Consider the following 17597-nt stretch of genomic DNA (forward strand, 5'->3'; position numbering starts at 1 on the left):
TCGGGGCACCCCAAGTGCTGGCTAGGCGAATATGAATACCCGAAATCCGGGCAAACGGCCATTACGGCCAGGCTGTTTGCCGGATATCGGGTCTGCTACTGCTGCGGCTCCTTATTTGGCGGCCAAAAATGCATCCATTTGCGCTTGAATCTCGTTAATCACAGCTTCCAGTCCTGCAGCCTTCAGCTTGCTGTTCATTTCTTTGAGGATAGGTTCCGGATCTTGCTCCCCGGAGTACAAGGTATTCTTATACTGCTTCGTAATATTGATCAGTGCCCCAATCTGTGATTGCACCTTCGTCGAATCAAACACAAATCCGATGACCGGCGAAACTTTGGAGTTCTTGTTCCAGTCCGTGTAGAGCTGCACGCGTTTCGGGTCTTCATTCTTGTTCAGGTAGTTGAGCAGCACGTTCCCGATCATCCAGGAGGATACGGAGTTGTAGCCGCTGTCCGCAATGAAATCGACAGTGTTCTCGCCAACCTTGTTGTAGTGTTTGCCTTCAATACCGAAGGTAAGCAAGTTGTAGAGGACAGGATCTGTATGAATCAGGTTCATAAACATCATAGCGCGTTCCGGATTCTTCGATGTTCTGGAGATGGCGAGCATCGAGCCCTGCAAGCTTTTGGTGCTTACTTGAACCGGAAGCAGCGTTTTGATGATCATCGGTTTCTCAGCGAGCCGGGTCCAGTCGTTGGTGGATGTAGGATTCATATTGCCGTACACGAACCAGGCTTTGCCGCTTTTCACCGCATCCTTAAGCTCAGTCTTGTCAGTGGCCCCGTTCTTGTTAATGTATCCGGCTTGATACCACTTGCGGATTAGCTTAAGTCTTTCCACAATTTCAGGAGTGTCATATTCGTTGAACACCTTCATGGTTTTGTAATCAAGCAGTGTTGGAATTTCATTGCTTCCGTCCAGATCTTCACTTTCCGGATACACCGTGAACCAGTTTAGGCTGTCTGTATGGTTCATGAACAGCGGCGACATGGTCGGCTCCTTCTCTTTAATGGTCTTCAGCATCGGCTCAATATCCTCCAGTTTGGTGATGCTGTTGACATCGAAGCCGTACTTGTCGACAATCGCCTTGTCAAAAGCGAACCCTACCGATTGGCCCAGCTCTTTTTCCGTTGGAACCGCATACAAATGTCCGTTTACAGTAGCCGCCTGCAGATAAGCGGGGTTGATCTGTGCCTTGGTTTCTTTGGCGTATTTATCCAGCAGCTCTTCCAGCGGCAGATACGCACCTTTGGCAGCATTGGTCATGAAGTTCCAGGTAAAGACCATGTCGAATACTTCACCGGATTGGATCATCAGATTCACTTTATCCGCCGGTTTATCCCAGCTCAGCTGGTTAATCTTGATCGTGGCATTAATTTTATCCTTCAAATAAGCATTGATGGCCTGCTCAACAGATGCTACATCCTTATCCGGACCGCCCGGGAGATACAGGGACAGCTCCACCTGCTCCAGCTCATTCGTTGTTTCAGTTGCTTCGGTTGCTTTGGCAGTTTCAGTGGCGGCTGGGGCTGCTGTGCTTTCCGCGGTTTTCTCGGGGGCGGCGGTTTTATTGTTATTATTATTCCCCGAGCACCCGCTGAGTGTCATTCCAATCATAAGTACAAGTGAAAGCAGTAGACCCGTGCCTCTTTTACCTGTCATTACTCTTTTCCTCCCTTTGACTTGAAAATATATGCTAAATCGGTGGATTCCGAGGTTAGCCTTTAATGGACCCGAGCGTTAAGCCCTTGATGAAATAGCGCTGGAAGAACGGATACGCCAGCACAATCGGACCGATTCCGATCAGCGCCATCGCCATGCGGATGGTTTCTCCCGGCAATTTGGCCAGTTCTGTGGCCGAGCCTTGAATCAAGGCACTGTTGCGGCTCAGATAATCCGCCTGCGAGATCATTTTATACATCAGGTATTGCAGGGAATAGAGCTTGGTATCAGTAATAAAAATCATGCTGTTAAACCAGTCATTCCAGTAATGCAGGGTGTTGAACAATCCAATGGTGGCAAAGACCGGCAGGGAGAGCGGGAACACAATTCGAAAGAAGGTTCTTAGCTCGCCGGCACCGTCAATTTTGGAGGCTTCAATCAGCGCAGGCGGCACAGACATCTGGAAGTAGGTTTTCATAATCAGCACGTTAAAAGGAGACAGCAGCATCGGGATGATCAAGGACCATATGGAGTTTTTCAGATCCAGCACCTGGGTGTACACCATGTACCACGGCACCAGCCCCCCGCCGAACAGCATCGTGAAGAAGATCAGAAAGGCGAAGAAGCCGCGATATTTGAAATCCGTCCGTGAGATCGGGTACGCATAGAGTGAAGAGATAAATACGCTGAGCAGTGTACCGACAACCGTCACAAAGATGGATACGCCGTAGGCTTTTGCAATGATCGTGTAATCCTTAAAGATATAGGCATACGCCTCCAGACTAAGCTTCTCCGGGAAAAATTGATAACCGTTGAGCACAATATAATCATAGTCGGTAATCGAGATCATAAAGACCAGCACAATCGGCAAGAGACAGGCTATCGTCAGGATGATAAAAATAATATGGAGTATCATATTCGTTACTTTGGATATTTCGTTATTGGTCACAGCTTCTCCCTCCTCTCACAAATTTAGAAAACGGCCTGGTCTTTATCGACCTTGCGCACGATCCAGTTCGAGCCCAGGACCAGGAAGAAGCCGACCACCGATTGGTATAAGCCTGCCGCTGCGGACATGCCCAGATTGCCCATATTGATAAGCGCGTTGTATACATAGGTATCAATGACCAGCGTTGTCGGATACAGCGCCCCGGAGTTTAGCGTGGTCTGGTAGAACAGCCCGAAGTCAGAGCGGAAGATGCCGCCGATCGCCAGGATGGTCGTGATGATAATGACCGGCCGGATGAGCGGAATTGTGATATGAAGAATCTGCTTCCACTTGCTGGCGCCGTCGATCAGAGCTGCCTCATAGTATTCGGAATCAATGCCGATGATGGCCGCAAGATAAATGACACAGCCGTAGCCCACACCCTTCCAGAGGTTAATCAATGGCAGAATAAACGGCCAGTATTTCGGCTCCGAATACCAGTTGATTTCATTCAATCCAAACAGGGACAAGACACCTTTATTAATGAAACCGTATTCAACATTCAGAAAGGCGAACACCAGATAACTTACAACGACCATAGATAAAAAATAAGGAAAAAACATTATACTCTGATAAAATTTCGCGGCCAGCTTATTTCTCAGCTCGTTCAGGGCAATCGCAATCGAAACCGCAATGACCAGATTGAGAATAATAAACACGAAATTGTACAGCACCGTGTTTCGGGTAATAATCCATGCGTCCGAGGTCGCGAACAAAAATTTGAAATTATCCATCCCCACCCACGGGCTTCTCAGGATCCCATCAACATAGTTGATATTCTTGAATGCAATGATGATTCCGAACATCGGCAAATAATTGTTGATGAGCAGAAAGATCAAACCGGGCAGCAGCATCAGCAGCAGCACCTTATGTTTCAGCAAATGCTTAAATACGGACCCTTTTTTGGCTCCCGGCCGGACCGGTGAGCTTTGTCCAGTGTTGATCGCGCTCCTCTTCTCATGAGTAATCATCACTTCCGCCTCCTGATTCCTTAAGCAGTCTCTCTCTTCCATGACTTAAGTTTAGCCGGAGAGCGGCGGCTTCTAAATAAGGTGATCTATAATAAAAGTTCGAAATCCTACAATCTTTTGTGTAGAAAAAGAGAGGGCTTGAAAAACCACGCATGCAAAAAAGAGCAGCCTACTGGGCCACTCTTTTGTGAATACTGCAAAATAGATATTCTTAAGTGAGTCTGTGAACAGACCACACAATGCCTGAAGATGTGCTGCCCAGATCCAAAGGAACTGTCAACCCATCGGATTCATAGAACAGGCCGATCACATCGCCTGCCGTCAACTCGAATTCTCCTGCCAAGGTTACTGTACCGTTACCTAATATCGTGCGGAGCGACAACACAAGTGCAATGTTTACATTCAGCAGCGGAAATAACCCGCTTACCAAATCTGTTGTTACAGGCGAGGTTCTCCGTACCACAAAGGCCGGATCGACTCCTGCGCCCAAAGCTACCGAAATTGCTGCAGTTGTAGAATAATTGACAGTCGCTTCAATGGAATATCTGCCTGTTGCCGGTATGGTATAGTTTCCTGTAGTTTCATTGAATGTTGGACTATCATAATATGGCGACGCCACAGTCCAGCCTGTGAGCTGGGTACTTGTCGTAACCGAAAGTGCCGGCAGCAACGCCGAGAAGCCTTCAGTTGCAACACCCGCTCCCGTTGCTCCTGTTACACCGGTAGCTCCGGTCTCACCTGTGACCCCAGTTGCTCCTGTCGCTCCGGTAATTCCAGTGGCTCCCGTTACCCCAGTTGCTCCAGTCTCACCTGTGACTCCTGTTGCTCCAGTTACGCCAGTTGCTCCGGTAACTCCAGTGGCTCCCGTTACCCCTGTCGCTCCAGTCTCTCCGGTAACACCTGTTGCTCCCGTTACCCCTGTCGCTCCAGTCTCTCCGGTAACACCTGTTGCTCCCGTTACCCCTGTCGCTCCAGTCTCTCCGGTAACTCCGGTTGCTCCTGTTACACCAGTCGCTCCAGTCTCACCTGTGACTCCTGTTGCTCCAGTGGCTCCTGTTACTCCGGTCGCTCCAGTCTCACCAGTTACTCCGGTCGCTCCCGTTACCCCAGTAGCTCCAGCCTCACCCGTTGCACCAGTCGCACCCGTTACCCCAGCAGCTCCAGCTTCACCCGTTGCTCCTGTTACCCCTGTCGCACCTGTTGCTCCAGTCACCCCTGTTACGCCAGCAGCTCCAGCCTCACCAGTTGCTCCGGTTGCTCCCGTTACCCCTGTCGGTCCTGTTACACCAGTCGCTCCAGTCTCTCCGGTAACTCCTGTCGCTCCCGTTGCCCCTGTTACGCCAGCTTCTCCAGCCTCACCTGTCGCACCCGTTGCCCCAGTCGCGCCAGTCTCACCCGCGCCCGTTGCTCCTGTTGCGCCGGTAGCTCCGGTTGCTCCTGGTAGCCCTGTCGCTCCAGTCTCTCCGGTAACTCCTGTCGCACCTGTTGCTCCAGTCACCCCTGTTGCCCCTGTTACGCCAGTAGCTCCAGCCTCACCCGTTGCACCAGTCTCACCGGCACCCGTCGCTCCCGTTGCTCCGGTTACCCCTGTTGCCCCTGTTACGCCAGCTTCTCCAGCCTCACCTGTCGCACCAGTTGCCCCAGTCGCACCAGTCTCACCAGCACCCGTCGCTCCCGTTGCTCCGGTTACCCCTGTTGCCCCTGTTACGCCAGCTTCTCCAGCCTCACCTGTCGCACCCGTTGCCCCAGTCTCACCAGTCTCACCCGCGCCCGTTGCTCCTGTTGCGCCGGTAGCTCCGGTAGCTCCGGTTGTTCCTGGTAGCCCTGTGGCACCCGTTGCCCCAGTCTCGCCAGCGCCCGTTGCTCCTGTTGCACCAGGGGCACCAGTAGCTCCTGTCGCACCGGCAGGCCCGGTCGCTCCGGTTATTCCTGCAAATCCTCCCGACAGCTCAGCGAATACCAGCCGGTGCGCGGTTACTAATTGGCCGGCACTGTTTTTCCCCCACAACGAAACCTGGATCGGATCATCCGCCGGGTTTTCACTTGGGGTAATGAAAATGAATTCAAAAGCATCCAAATCAGCATAGTAGCTAGTAGTTATCACTTGGTTTGCAGCAACGTTGATAGATTCGCTAACATACAGATTCCGCACTCCGCCAAGCATGTAATAACCCTGAACAGACACTGTGGAAGCCTGGACATCGCTGCGGTTATCAATTCTGACGGTAACCCGCTGAGTCGGTCTCACACCGCCAACCAAGTTATTTTCTATCGGTCCTGTAGACAATAAAACCATTACTCTACCACTCCTTATAAAATAAGTTTCCCACCCTGACTACCTGCCGCTGCTTCCCCCTTCTCCCAGAAATACGCCGGTCTCGCAGCCCAATAATTTTATGGCTTGGACTATTCAATCCAGCGCATACTGAGTGATTTATATACTAATATTCCGGCCCTCTCCTGACGGTGTGGACGTAAGCTGCACTCTTCATAAACAGGGCTTGGCATTCCACCGAAGGAGGTGTCCGCCCAAAGCCACCTACAAGGACTTGCGGCGCTTCCGGCTGAAACCACAAAGAGACTGTTCCGCAGCCCCATTCGGCTTCAGCACAGTCTCTTATCGCAATACAGCACATTTTCAGTTCACATACATTCCGGCCTGCTGCGTACTCCCGTCAGCAGCTTACTCTATCCATCCTAATCCTCACTTAACAGATTCTCCAGACTGTTACCCTTCAGCGGGTCTTTAGGGTTGAACTCGGGATAAATATACTCCTCATGCTTAAAAGAATACCCGGTAGCCGCGATATCCAGCATCCGGTTCAGCCGCTGCGTCTCGCTGCGCAGCGCCTCTTTCAGATCCTTCTCCCCGGAGAGGATTTGCAGGTACAACTGCATCCGCGGGCGGTCGCCCGAGTCCCGCGGCTCGATCGAAACCGTATTGGGATCATATTGGTCCATGATTTGCGGTGCGAGCGGATATATTGAATCTTCTGCGGTAGGATAAAATTCCGAAAAATGCCCCAGCCCCGGAGCCATGTTGGGGAGATCCAGGATGCCGTCAACCACCGGCAGTGCCAGTGCCTGCTTGAATAAAATCGTCAAAAACTCCTTCGATTGCAGAAATTCCCAGACCTTCACCGCCGCCTCGCGGTTAGAGGCGGCACTGTTCACAACAAGCGGAGAATGTGGAATCATCATCAAAGCTCCGGCACCCTTTTGGGCTCTTGATGTTACCGGCGGCAAAGCCACTGCCCAGTCATCCTTTGGCATATATTCCTGCAATTTCACATAATCTTTGCTCGTTACATACATCATCCCGATATTGCCATCGGCGAACTGCCGCAAGGCGCTGTTGCGCTTCAGCAGGGTTTCTCCCGGATACAGGCTGCCCTGCGCCTTCATATCCAGCAGCATCTGCAGCCATGGGGCATAACCGCTCAGATCATAGCGGCCGGTGCGGTAATTATAAAGATAAGTCCCGCTGTAGGTACTCGACATCTCAAGTCCCGTCTGCAGACTATACTGGCTGTCTCCCGCCGGGAGGCCAAATCCGTATTTATTAACGCCGACCCCGGCCTGGCTGATCTTCCCGGCGAACCGCTCCATATCCGCAAACGTAACAGGCGGCTGCTCCGGATCAAGACCGGCATTGCGGAACAGCTGCTTGTTGTAAATCAACCGTACCGTCTCAATACTGGAGGGCATAAAATAAATACCGCCCTTATACAGCGAACTGTCCGCAAAGTCTCTCGCCCAAACCGGGAACCTGTCTAAATCGCCGGGATTCAGAAAAGAAGATAATTCGGCCAGATACCCCTTCTCTACATACGTTGCCAGCCAGCCATTATCGACGCTGAACACATCCGGCCCTTGGCCTGATGTCATCAGCATGTTCAGTGTATCCCCATAGACATCCGTCGAAAGATTCATGATTATAATCTCAATATGGTCCGGATTACTCTTATTGTATTGATGGATCGCATTCTTCACTTCCAGGTTCTCCGTCCAGTCATATAGTGCAATTCTGATCTGGGTAACCGGAACTGCCTCAGGCGCAGGCTCGGAAGCGAAATCAACCAGCAGCGGACGGTCATAAGCGACAGCATAGGCCACAAGCCCGCAAAGGACCAAGGCAATTCCAAGGAAGAGGATTCGTTTCACCGTGCACCTCCTGCGTTGACATCAAGACTTATCGCGTTTTACAATGGATACCAACTATTGGGTTAAACTCGTTCAGTATTTAATATATTCCAATAATATCCGTTAAATGGCAAGCAAAGAATATTCACAGGGCCAGAGGAGGATTCAAATGAAAAAACTATTTGATACTCTTTCCAAAACCCTCTTCCTGTACAATTTCAGCATCCGCAGCCGGCTCATCCTCTACTTTCTCTTCCTTGTCCTTCTCCCGACTACGATCATCTCCATTACCGTTTACAATAAATCGGCGGATATCATCACCCGAAATGTCAATACATCGATTGAGAACAATCTTAATCTTGTACAGGATAATCTGGCACAGCGCTTCGAGAGCGCCAACAATTCCATGGTCTCCCTTTACCTCAATACCGAATTCGCAGATTTGATCTCTTCCAACCGGCCTACCGACAGCACCGGCATTATCAATGAGTTGGCTGCCCTGAACAAAATGCTGGAGAACTTCCCTGCAAACGGGACCTCGGGAAGCAGCTTTGTCCCTATGCTGTATATGCTGAACCGCCCGGAATATACCCAATACAACTTCTCCAGACGGGTCTTTAATATCGACCAGATTTCACTGAAGCCATGGTATCTCGGCATACCGGCCAGATCCGATTTCACCGTCGTCGGCCTAAGCTCACTGGACTCCCGGTTTACGCTTAAATTCGCCAAGCGTCTGTTTGGCATACGGCATGCCCAGCTGCCTTATGTCGGACTGCTCACCATCGATATTCCCGTGACAGAATTCGGCACACTGCTGGAGCACTACAAGCCAACGACGGGCAGCAGGATTTATATTGCAGACCAGACTGGAACCATTGCCATCAGCCCCGAGGAGACCCTGATCGGGCAGAACATCAGCACACAGGATTATTACGGAAAAATGGCTGCCGAACCCGCAGACCCCGGCATCTTTCATTCCTTCGATCATGTGATTCAGGGCGAAAATATGCTCGTGAGCTACAAAAAAATAAAAGCCACCGGCTGGACCATTCTTTCCATCTCGCCCATAAGCGAACTGAATGGAGAATTGGCCTCGTTCCGGCGGGTGATGTATGTCGTTATCGGCATATGCATGCTGGTATCCCTGATGATGGCTCTGCTGCTGTCGGAGAATATCTCTGCTCCTATACGCAAATTTATCCAGTCAATGTCACATGCCGAAAGCGGTAATTTCAACATCATTATCCGCTACCGGCGCAAGGACGAATTTTCCTATCTGTTCAACCGTTATAACAAGCTGCTGCAGCAAATCAAGGCACTGATCGACAAGCTCTATGTCACTGAGCTGCGCAAGAAAGAAGCCGAACTAAAAACATTGCAGGCCCAGATCAATCCCCATTTTCTTTATAACACCCTGGATTCGATCAACTGGCTGGCCATCAATCATGATGTCCCCGAGATCAGCCATATGGTGACCTCCTTATCCGACTTCTTCAGGTACAGCCTCAGCAAGGGGAGGAACATCATCCCGCTGCGGGATGAACTGAAGCAGGTGGAGAGCTATCTGGAAATCCAGCAATTCCGCTTTCAGGATAAGCTCGCCTATGAGCTGGAGAAAGCCGACCCCCGGCTGCTGGAGGAATGCCTCGTAGTGAAGCTGAGTATCCAGCCGCTCGTAGAAAATGCGATTATTCACGGGATCCAGCAGCGGCGGGGGAAAGGTACAATCCGCATAAGGGTGGACTCTTTACATGATGTCCTTTGCATATCAGTTTTTGACGATGGCGTAGGGGCGGACCCGGAGAGGCTGAACCAGCTGCTTACCGATCAGCAAGGCAACCAGTCTTATGGCATCCGCAATGTGCATATGAGAATCCAGCAGTTTTTTGGCGAGTCCTACGGCATCCGTTATTATGCCAACACCGAAGATCAGGCAGGCCTACTGGCTATGATCCGGTTTCCGGTCGTTACTACTTGGGATGAGGTGATTGAAGATGTTGACGATGATCATAGCGGATGACGAGCCGTTTATCCGCCGCAGTCTGATCCACGGGTTCAAGTGGCAGGAGGAGTTCGGTCTTGAGGTCATCGGTGAGGCGGCAGACGGCGAGGAGGCCTATGAATTATGTATGAAGCATACTCCAGATATTCTGTTCACCGATATTATGATGCCCTTTCTGAACGGCCTTCAGGTCGCCGAGAAGCTGAAGGCCGCCGGTTGTCCAACCAAAATCATCATCATCAGCGGCGCGCAGGATTTCTCCTATGCCCAAAGTGCGATGAAGGTTAATGCCGAAGGCTATATTCTAAAGCCGGTTAAACTGGGCGAAGTCAAAGACATCTTTCATAAAGTCATTGCCCGGATTCACCACGAAAGAGATAACCAGCTGAATTTGAATCAGTTGAAGAAGCAGCTGCACGACAATATGCCGCTGATCCGCGAGAAATTCCTGCAGAACCTGATCGCCGGACTATACCGCAATGAAGGGGAGATTTGGGAGAAGATCGACTATTTCGCCCTTCCTTTTAAACGAAAAGACCCACTGATGGTAGGCGTATTACAGCTTGACGATTACGGGGCGGCAGTAGACAAATTCACGGAGGAGTATAAGCAGCTGCTCTATTTCTCCATCCAGAATATTATGAGCGAGTGTCTGAACAGCCACCCCTGCGGAATCGGCTTTGTAGCCAGCGAAAATGAGTTTATTATGATCTTTTGTCCGGGGGAGGAGCCTGCATCAGACTCCATCTCAAGCCTTTGCGAGCAGATTATCGCCAGTATCAAAGAGTATCTGCGTCTTGACGCCTCGATTGGCATCGGCAGAACCTGTATGCTCGCCGGACAAATCGAGAACTCCTATAAAGATGCGCTGGCCGCGCTGGCTTACAAATTTTATACCGGCCATGCCTCCATTCTCCATATCAAGGATATTCAGCCCGATACGGAAACGCTGCAGAGCACTTTTTTTTATAAATTCCATGCCCAGCTGATGAATGAGCTCAAGGCAGGCCATACGGACAAAGTAATGGAGCTGCTGGAAACCCTGTTCACCATGCTTGAAGGGCCCAAGCTGCAAATCGGCTATGTACAGAGCATCTGTGCGGAGATCATCTTTACTTCTGCAAGAGCCCTGTATGAAATTGATGAGGAAATCGAACGAGTGCTGAATGACCGGATTACCATCATGGATACACTCTATATCCAGAAAAATATTTCCGGACTCAAAAGCTACATGCTCTCTCTTTTTCATGATTTAAGCGCATATGTGGCAGGCAAAAACACCTCAAAGAACAGCAGAGCCATCAACAAAATCCGGAGTATCGTGCAGGAAGGGTATGCCCAGGAGCTGTCCATCTCCAGGATTGCAGAGGAGGTCTTTCTGACCCCCAACTATATCAGCCTGATCTTCAAAAAAGAAACCGGTGAAACGATCACGGACTACATCACCAAGATCCGCATGGGCAAAGCCAAAGAGCTGCTGCAGACTACAGATCTGAAAGTGATGGAAATTTCCGAAAGGGTAGGCTATGAGAACCCCCATTATTTCAGCACCGTGTTCAAGAAAACCGTGGGCGTCCACCCGCTCAAATACCGGTCCGACCAGGAAGAGACGCCGTAAGCCTGCTATTTATAAATATAGGATTTCACACCTATCCTGGAGAAAATGGTGTTTCTGGCACCCTTGTTCTCCGGCGTAGGGACAGCCGCCCTCATCGCCAATCCACTAATATAGGCAAAGTTGGGATGCAGCGCCTCGTCGGTAAAATAAGCAGAAATCCGGCTTCCCGGCACTCTGTGCCGGTTGAGTGCGGCAATCATTTGCGCCGAGCTTTTGATGCCCAGCCCATGCCCGTAGTAGCGGTCATCCCCAAGCATGATCGCATTCTCCCCCTGCCATTCCGGCTTATCCGGGTTATGGTCGGGATTCTTGAAATAGACCACATCTCCCGGCAGCATATCAGACTTCTCGAAGGTAGTAATCATCTGCAGATTGCTGTCATAATTCCAGTCCCACAGGAAGATGTCTCCGAAATGCCGGTCAAAGGCGGCGTCCCCGATCGCCCCGATCGTCGCTTTATAAAGAATCATCACCATAGCCATCGCACATTCGAATGCATAGAGAGATCCGTTCTCAAAAATATCATTGATTGCCGCCGAGGGTGCGACACCTTCCTTCAACTGAAATCCGCCGTTGTCCGTACGGGTCCAATACCTTGGATTGCAGCGGGAGTTCTTAAAGTTGGAAAATTCAGTTCCGCCGTCATTCATGGATTCCGCCGCCGCGATAATCCCCGCCCGCATGCTCCGTTCAAACGACGGATCTCCGGGTCCATATCCAATCCCCATTCTGCACTGCCCCTTTCATCTTAAGTTCACAAAATATAGGTTATTGTACGTGTCGGGACATCGGTTGGTGCGGGGCAACTGAAAATTATCGAGATAAACTTCAGGCACTTTATTCGGAGCTGCCGGCTTCCTCCAGAAACCAGCGGTTCACCCGTGCGGTCTCTTCGGTCAGAATATCCAGATAGATGGAGGTCCGGTAATCGGTCTCCTTAAGGCTTTTGCCCGTAATCTCGGCGATCCGGTTCAGCCGGTACATCAATGTGTTGGTATGGATATGCAGAAATGCGGCAGACGCCTTCAGATTGCCGTTCAACGACAAGTAGACGGCGATCGTTTTGAGAAAATCGCTTTTGTGTTCACGGTCATGCTCCTTCAGCGGATACAGCAGTGCACTTCGGCGGGTCATGCTGCGTTTCTGCTCCATAATGGCCGGAATATACGCCCAGAAGCCGATTTCCTCATACAGCAGCAGCTCGCGGGCATGATAGGGCAGCAGCTTTTTAAGCTCCAGAATGGACAGTGCCTCCCGGTAGGCGACAGCTGCCGAGGTATATTCCCGGTATCCCGGACTGCAGCCTGCCGCTAGCGTACAGCTTTCGCTTTTGCCCATATCGCGGATCAGCTTGTGCACGAATGAAGCCAGCCTCTCTGTCCCTTCTACCGGAAAAAGAAACGAAAACAAAATAATCAGCCGGTTCTGCTCCGCCGTCAAAAACAGCAGGCGCTGCCCGGCATAGGTGTCCATCATCTGGCGAAACCTCAGCAGAAAATGCTCGTCGATCACCCGGTTGCTCTCCAGCACACCAATATAATAGCTTTCCGGCAACAGGATCGACCCGTTCTCCGCTTCCTGACGGATGCGCGGCTCATTTTCATAGTGCGAGGTCAGCAGCTTCCAGAAGAAATCTTCATGTGTCTTGTCCTGCTTCATCTTCCATCCGCGCTGCTTCAGCAGATAACGCCCGGCGATGCCGGCAGCCTTCTCCACGATGCTCTCCGCATGGCCTGAGGCCAGATTGCCCCGGTCCACAACCCAGATATAACCGAGAATTTCCTGCTGGTGTTTGATGCACATAGCAAGCCGGGGCCCCAGCCCAACCTCCATAACCGCCGGAATACGGATAGGATGTGCGGCGTTCTCCAGCTGATGCATCACGCCTTTTTTCCGGAGGCCAATAATGACTGTGTTCGGAACACGTTTGCCGATAATGGTGGAGATGCGGGCCGGGTCGCTTTCAAACTCATGGGAGCTGTAGCCGATGACATGGTGGTTGCTGTCTTCAATCGTTACCTGGGACTGAAGGGATTCGCTGAGGGTATCCGCCAGGGATTCCATGCTGTCAAAAAAACGGTCAAATATTGGCTCTGAATCTGTCATATTCCCACCCCAACCTGAAGAATAGCCGAATTTCCGCTATAGAGTGATTACATTATAGTACTCCGGGCAGCGGCTGACTATAGGGTGATGAAAGAAAACCTAACATCTCCTGAAGTAAATGATGAGCGTATCGCTAACTCCCCTCAAATTCTTGATTTCCTGCCCAAACCCGGCAACAAAAACAGCCCGGCAATTTCACCGGACTGCTTAAGATTAACCTTCTGCTCTTTTTTCGGTTCTATATACTAGATCAGAGTGAACTCTTGTTCTAATGCTTTCTCTACCGTAAAGTACTCTTCCCCGAGGGCTTCCGCCACGGCCTGGCAGGTGATCTTTCCATTGGCCACGTTGACACCGCTCTTCAGGCCGGCATCGTCCTCAATCGCCTGGAATACCCCTTTATTGGCAATTTGCAGCGCATAAGGAACTGTAACATTGGTTAATGCAATCGTTGAGGTTTTGGCTACAGCGCCCGGCATATTTGCTACCGAATAGTGCAGTACGCCATATTTCTCAAATACCGGATTATCATGTGTGGTGACCCGGTCGATGGTTTCAACGATACCGCCTTGGTCAATCGCCACGTCAACAATGACCGAGCCCGCTTTCATCGACTTTACCATTTCTTCAGTGACCAGCTTCGGAGCTTTCGCACCCGGGATCAGCACTGCGCCAACCAGCAGGTCCGCTTCAGCAACCGCCTTGGCAATGTTGTAAGGATTGGAGATTAGCGTATTAATCTGTGCGCCGAAGATATCGTCCAGCTGGCGGAGTCTGTCCGCGCTGAGGTCAACAATCGTCACTTCCGCGCCCAGGCCAATCGCCATTTTGGCTGCGTTTGTGCCGACTACCCCACCGCCGATAATGCTGACCTTGCCTCTGCTGACGCCGGGAACACCAGATAGCAGAATGCCTTGTCCGCCGTAGTTCTTTTGCAGAAATTGTGCTCCGAGCTGCACGGACATCCGTCCGGCCACTTCACTCATTGGCGTAAGCAGCGGCAAGGTGCGCTCATGGACAACTGTCTCATAGCCGATGGCGAAGACGCCTCTATCTTTCAATGCGGCGGCGAGGGACGGTTCCGGGGCAAGGTGCAAATAAGTGAAAAGGATGAGGCCCGGGCGGAAGTAGCCATATTCGCTTTCCAGCGGTTCTTTCACCTTCATCACCATTTCGGCGGCTGCCCATACGGCAGAAGCTTCGGTGATCAGCTCCGCTCCGGCGGAAGCATATTCTTCATTCAGAAATCCGCTGCCTGCTCCAGCTCCGGCTTCCACCAGCACTTTATGTCCTTCGGCTACCAGGCTGACTACTCCGGCAGGGGTAATGGCTACGCGGTTCTCATTGTTTTTAATCTCTTTGGGTACACCAATAATCATCGTTAATCGCTCCCATCTTATGCGTTTGTCTTATGTAAAGAATTATAACATGTGATTTCTCAAGACAATTTGGTGAAAAATAAAAACTTTATCTGCCATGATTGTGTTTTTACACAATGGAGGTGTTGGACACCCGTTGATCATTTTACCAAAGCATTGGTGTATATAGCAAACCGGTGAATCCCGGTCACAAAAAAAGACACCAGCTCAGGTGTCTTTCGTACTGAATTATTTTTTTAAGAAGATGGGTAACATGCCGGTCATAGGATGGATTTAAGAGAAATTCAAATCGAATGTTATGTTTAATAACATGAGTTACTTAGATAATACAGCCAGTACCGTTTCCAGTACAACATTCACTCCTTTTTCGCAATCTTCATAGGAGGTAAGCTCTTCTTCACAGTGGCTTTTCCCGTTCACGCTGGGCACAAAAATCATTGCCGATGGCAGAAATCCGGCCACAAACTGCGCGTCATGCCCTGCTCCGCTGGCCATCTTTTTACTGCTGTAACCCAGCCTCGATGCTGCCTGCTGAGTCAAAGCGCAGATCTCCGGATCGAACCACACGGTATCACGTCCCCATAGCTTGGTCTTGGACACCGAACACTCCAGCAGCTCTTCGGGCAGGCCGCCTATAATATGCTCAACCTCACGAACAATATCCATATCCTTATGTCTAGCCTCGACGGTAAAAATCACCTTATTAGGAATGACCGTATGAATATTAGGCAACACGTTCATTCTGCCCATCGTATAGACTAGCTCCGAATCCAGCACACCCAGCTTGCTCCGCAGCTCCGCAATCAGGTCGGTGGCGGCAAACAAGGCATCCTTGCGCATATCCATCGGCGTAGTTCCGGCGTGATCCGATTCACCCGTCACTTCAATCTCATAGCAGGCCATGCCTACGACACAGTCGACCAGGCCAATGGCGAGATTTTCTCTCTCCAGCACAGGTCCCTGCTCGATATGCAGCTCCAGATATGCAGCCGCTTCCTTGATCTGGTTCGCAGCCTCTCCCGCATAGCCGCTCGCTTCCAATGCCTCTCCGAAGGTCACCCCCTCCGGGTCCTTTTTCTTCAGCATTTCCGTCTTGCCGAACTTCCCGGACAATACGCCGGAGGCCATCATCGAAGGCTCAAAGCGTGCCCCCTCCTCATTGGTGAAATTCATCACCGTCACCGGCAGCCGGGGCTTGATGCCATGGTCAACCAGGGTCCGCACTACTTCCAGGCCGGCTATGACGCCAAGCACACCATCGAAGCGGCCGCCCTTCTTGACCGTGTCCAGATGCGAGCCAATCACCACAGGCGGCCCTGCTTCCGTTCCTGCGAGCGTGGCGTACATGTTGCCCATATCATCCACTTTGACCATCATACCCAGCTCTTCACAACACGCAGCGAAGTAATTCCGCACCTTCACATCCTGCTCCGACAATGACAACCGGGTAACCCCGTTATTGTCCGTACGCCCAAAATCGGCAAAGGCCTCAATCGTATCCTTCAATCTCTCACCGTTCACGAATATTTGCTTAAGCTGCATGGGCCTATCCCTCCATTTTGAACGCATACTTATACAGATTCATTGCTTTCTATATATGTTATACCATTGCGTCAGATTGTCATTTTACACACTGTAATAATTATTTTTCTGAATTGTTCACGATGTGTTACAACGCCGCTAAGGAAGTCTGTTAGAATATGAGCTGTCAGCAAGGAAGACGGGCTGGCCAACCATTGTGAAAGGGGAGTAATCTTATGAACACCATTTTGCGCAGCGGCTCAGCACAGGCTGAGATCAGTACCCTCGGAGCGGAGCTTGTCAGCTTCACCAGAAAAGACACAGGCACTGAATATATATGGAGCGGCGATGCCGCCTATTGGACAGGCCGTTCTCCGGTGTTGTTCCCGATTATCGGAGCTGTCCGGAACGGAGAGATCAAGGTTGGTGGACAAGTGTATAAGCTTGCCAACCACGGCTTTGCCAGACGCAGCGAATTTACAGTCGTTGAAGCGGACGAGTCCCGTGCGGTCTTCCTTCTCACCAGCAGCGAGCATACCCTGTCCAGCTATCCGTTTCAGTTCAACCTGTATATTACATACACGCTGAACGATAGCACTCTTAAGCTGGATTACCGGGTGGAGAACATTGATGGAGGCAACATTTCCTTCCAGCTCGGCACACATCCTGCATTCAACTGCCCGCTGGATCAGAACGGAAGCTTCAGCGACTATGTGCTCGAGTTCTCCGAGGCCGAAAACCTCGACCGGGAGTTCCTGAATGACGCCGGACTTCGGATCAGCGGTAAATCGGAGCCTGTGCTGAGGGAAGAGCGCAGCCTTCCATTATCCCATGAAATGTTCAAGGACGGCGCGCTTATTTTCCAGAATGTGACCTCCCGGAAGATCTCGCTGAAAAGCAGACTTACCGGAAAAAGCGTTGCTGTATCCTTCGAAGGCTTCCCGGATCTCGGCATCTGGCAGCCGCTGAATGCACCTTTTGTCTGCATCGAGCCTTGGCAGGGATTCGCAGACAGGGATGTCTTCGAAGGCGAGCTTTCGGAAAAAGAAGGCATTGTCACCCTGTCGCCAGGAGAACATTTCGCCAGCTCCCTGACGATAGAAATTAATTAATACCCGCATGCTTCATAACACCTTTCCGTATTTTCAGCAAGAAATAGAAGGATAATTTATAGCGTGAAGCATATAAATTCTATATTTTAAAA

General features: G+C 50.8%; 12 protein-coding genes. 3 read left to right on the top strand and 9 right to left on the bottom strand.

The window, feature by feature from the left end; all coding sequences use genetic code 11:
* Positions 1–111 precede the first annotated feature (111 nt).
* The 5 genes from ACAN56_RS22520 to ACAN56_RS22540 form a co-directional block, all read right to left on the bottom strand.
* Positions 112–1662 carry an ABC transporter substrate-binding protein gene (locus tag ACAN56_RS22520; protein ID WP_052091748.1) on the bottom strand — a complete coding sequence of 517 codons (1551 nt, stop codon included), beginning with the start codon at positions 1660–1662 and terminating at the stop codon, positions 112–114.
* 55 nt (positions 1663–1717) lie between these two features.
* Positions 1718–2611 carry a carbohydrate ABC transporter permease gene (locus ACAN56_RS22525; protein ID WP_038584856.1) on the bottom strand — a complete coding sequence of 298 codons (894 nt, stop codon included), beginning with the start codon at positions 2609–2611 and terminating at the stop codon, positions 1718–1720.
* A gap of 23 nt (positions 2612–2634) precedes the next feature.
* Positions 2635–3621, bottom strand: coding sequence for an ABC transporter permease (locus tag ACAN56_RS22530; protein ID WP_038584853.1), 987 nt, complete (start codon positions 3619–3621; stop codon positions 2635–2637).
* Between the two features lie 211 nt (positions 3622–3832).
* Positions 3833–5917 carry a collagen-like protein gene (locus ACAN56_RS22535; RefSeq protein ID WP_379145817.1) on the bottom strand — a complete coding sequence of 695 codons (2085 nt, stop codon included), beginning with the start codon at positions 5915–5917 and terminating at the stop codon, positions 3833–3835.
* Positions 5918–6318: 401 nt separating this feature from the next.
* Positions 6319–7785, bottom strand: coding sequence for an ABC transporter substrate-binding protein (locus ACAN56_RS22540; RefSeq protein WP_379145818.1), 1467 nt, complete (start codon positions 7783–7785; stop codon positions 6319–6321).
* Positions 7786–7933: 148 nt separating this feature from the next.
* Here ACAN56_RS22540 and ACAN56_RS22545 point away from each other — a divergent pair, with 148 nt between their 5' ends.
* Together ACAN56_RS22545 and ACAN56_RS22550 are read left to right on the top strand one after the other, a co-directional pair.
* Positions 7934–9787 (top strand): cache domain-containing sensor histidine kinase, encoded by a 1854-nt coding sequence (locus tag ACAN56_RS22545; RefSeq protein ID WP_038584849.1) that lies wholly within the window; start codon positions 7934–7936, stop codon positions 9785–9787.
* On the top strand, positions 9762–11387 hold the full coding sequence (locus ACAN56_RS22550) for a response regulator (RefSeq protein WP_379145820.1): 1626 nt from the start codon (positions 9762–9764) through the stop codon (positions 11385–11387). Before ACAN56_RS22545 ends, ACAN56_RS22550 begins: the two co-directional genes overlap by 26 nt.
* A gap of 5 nt (positions 11388–11392) precedes the next feature.
* Here the strand turns inward: ACAN56_RS22550 and ACAN56_RS22555 are convergent, their stop codons facing one another.
* The 4 genes from ACAN56_RS22555 to ACAN56_RS22570 all read right to left on the bottom strand — a co-directional run bounded on the left by ACAN56_RS22555 (position 11393) and on the right by ACAN56_RS22570 (position 16414).
* Positions 11393–12115 carry a protein-glutamine gamma-glutamyltransferase gene (locus ACAN56_RS22555; RefSeq protein WP_379145822.1) on the bottom strand — a complete coding sequence of 241 codons (723 nt, stop codon included), beginning with the start codon at positions 12113–12115 and terminating at the stop codon, positions 11393–11395.
* A 109-nt stretch (positions 12116–12224) separates the two neighbouring features.
* A complete protein-coding gene (locus tag ACAN56_RS22560) occupies positions 12225–13493 on the bottom strand; it encodes a PucR family transcriptional regulator (protein ID WP_052091746.1) in 1269 nt (422 codons plus the stop codon).
* Between the two features lie 245 nt (positions 13494–13738).
* Positions 13739–14872, bottom strand: coding sequence for an alanine dehydrogenase (gene ald, locus ACAN56_RS22565; protein ID WP_379145823.1), 1134 nt, complete (start codon positions 14870–14872; stop codon positions 13739–13741).
* A 315-nt stretch (positions 14873–15187) separates the two neighbouring features.
* Positions 15188–16414 carry a Zn-dependent hydrolase gene (locus tag ACAN56_RS22570; RefSeq protein WP_379145824.1) on the bottom strand — a complete coding sequence of 409 codons (1227 nt, stop codon included), beginning with the start codon at positions 16412–16414 and terminating at the stop codon, positions 15188–15190.
* A 215-nt stretch (positions 16415–16629) separates the two neighbouring features.
* Between ACAN56_RS22570 and ACAN56_RS22575 the strand changes: the two genes are divergently transcribed.
* Positions 16630–17505: an aldose 1-epimerase family protein gene (locus tag ACAN56_RS22575; protein ID WP_379145825.1), complete on the top strand. Its 876-nt coding sequence runs from the start codon at positions 16630–16632 to the stop codon at positions 17503–17505.
* The last annotated feature ends 92 nt before the right edge of the window (positions 17506–17597 follow it).

Origin of the sequence: Paenibacillus paludis, assembly GCF_042610515.1 — a bacterium.
Classification (GTDB): domain Bacteria; phylum Bacillota; class Bacilli; order Paenibacillales; family Paenibacillaceae; genus Paenibacillus_AQ.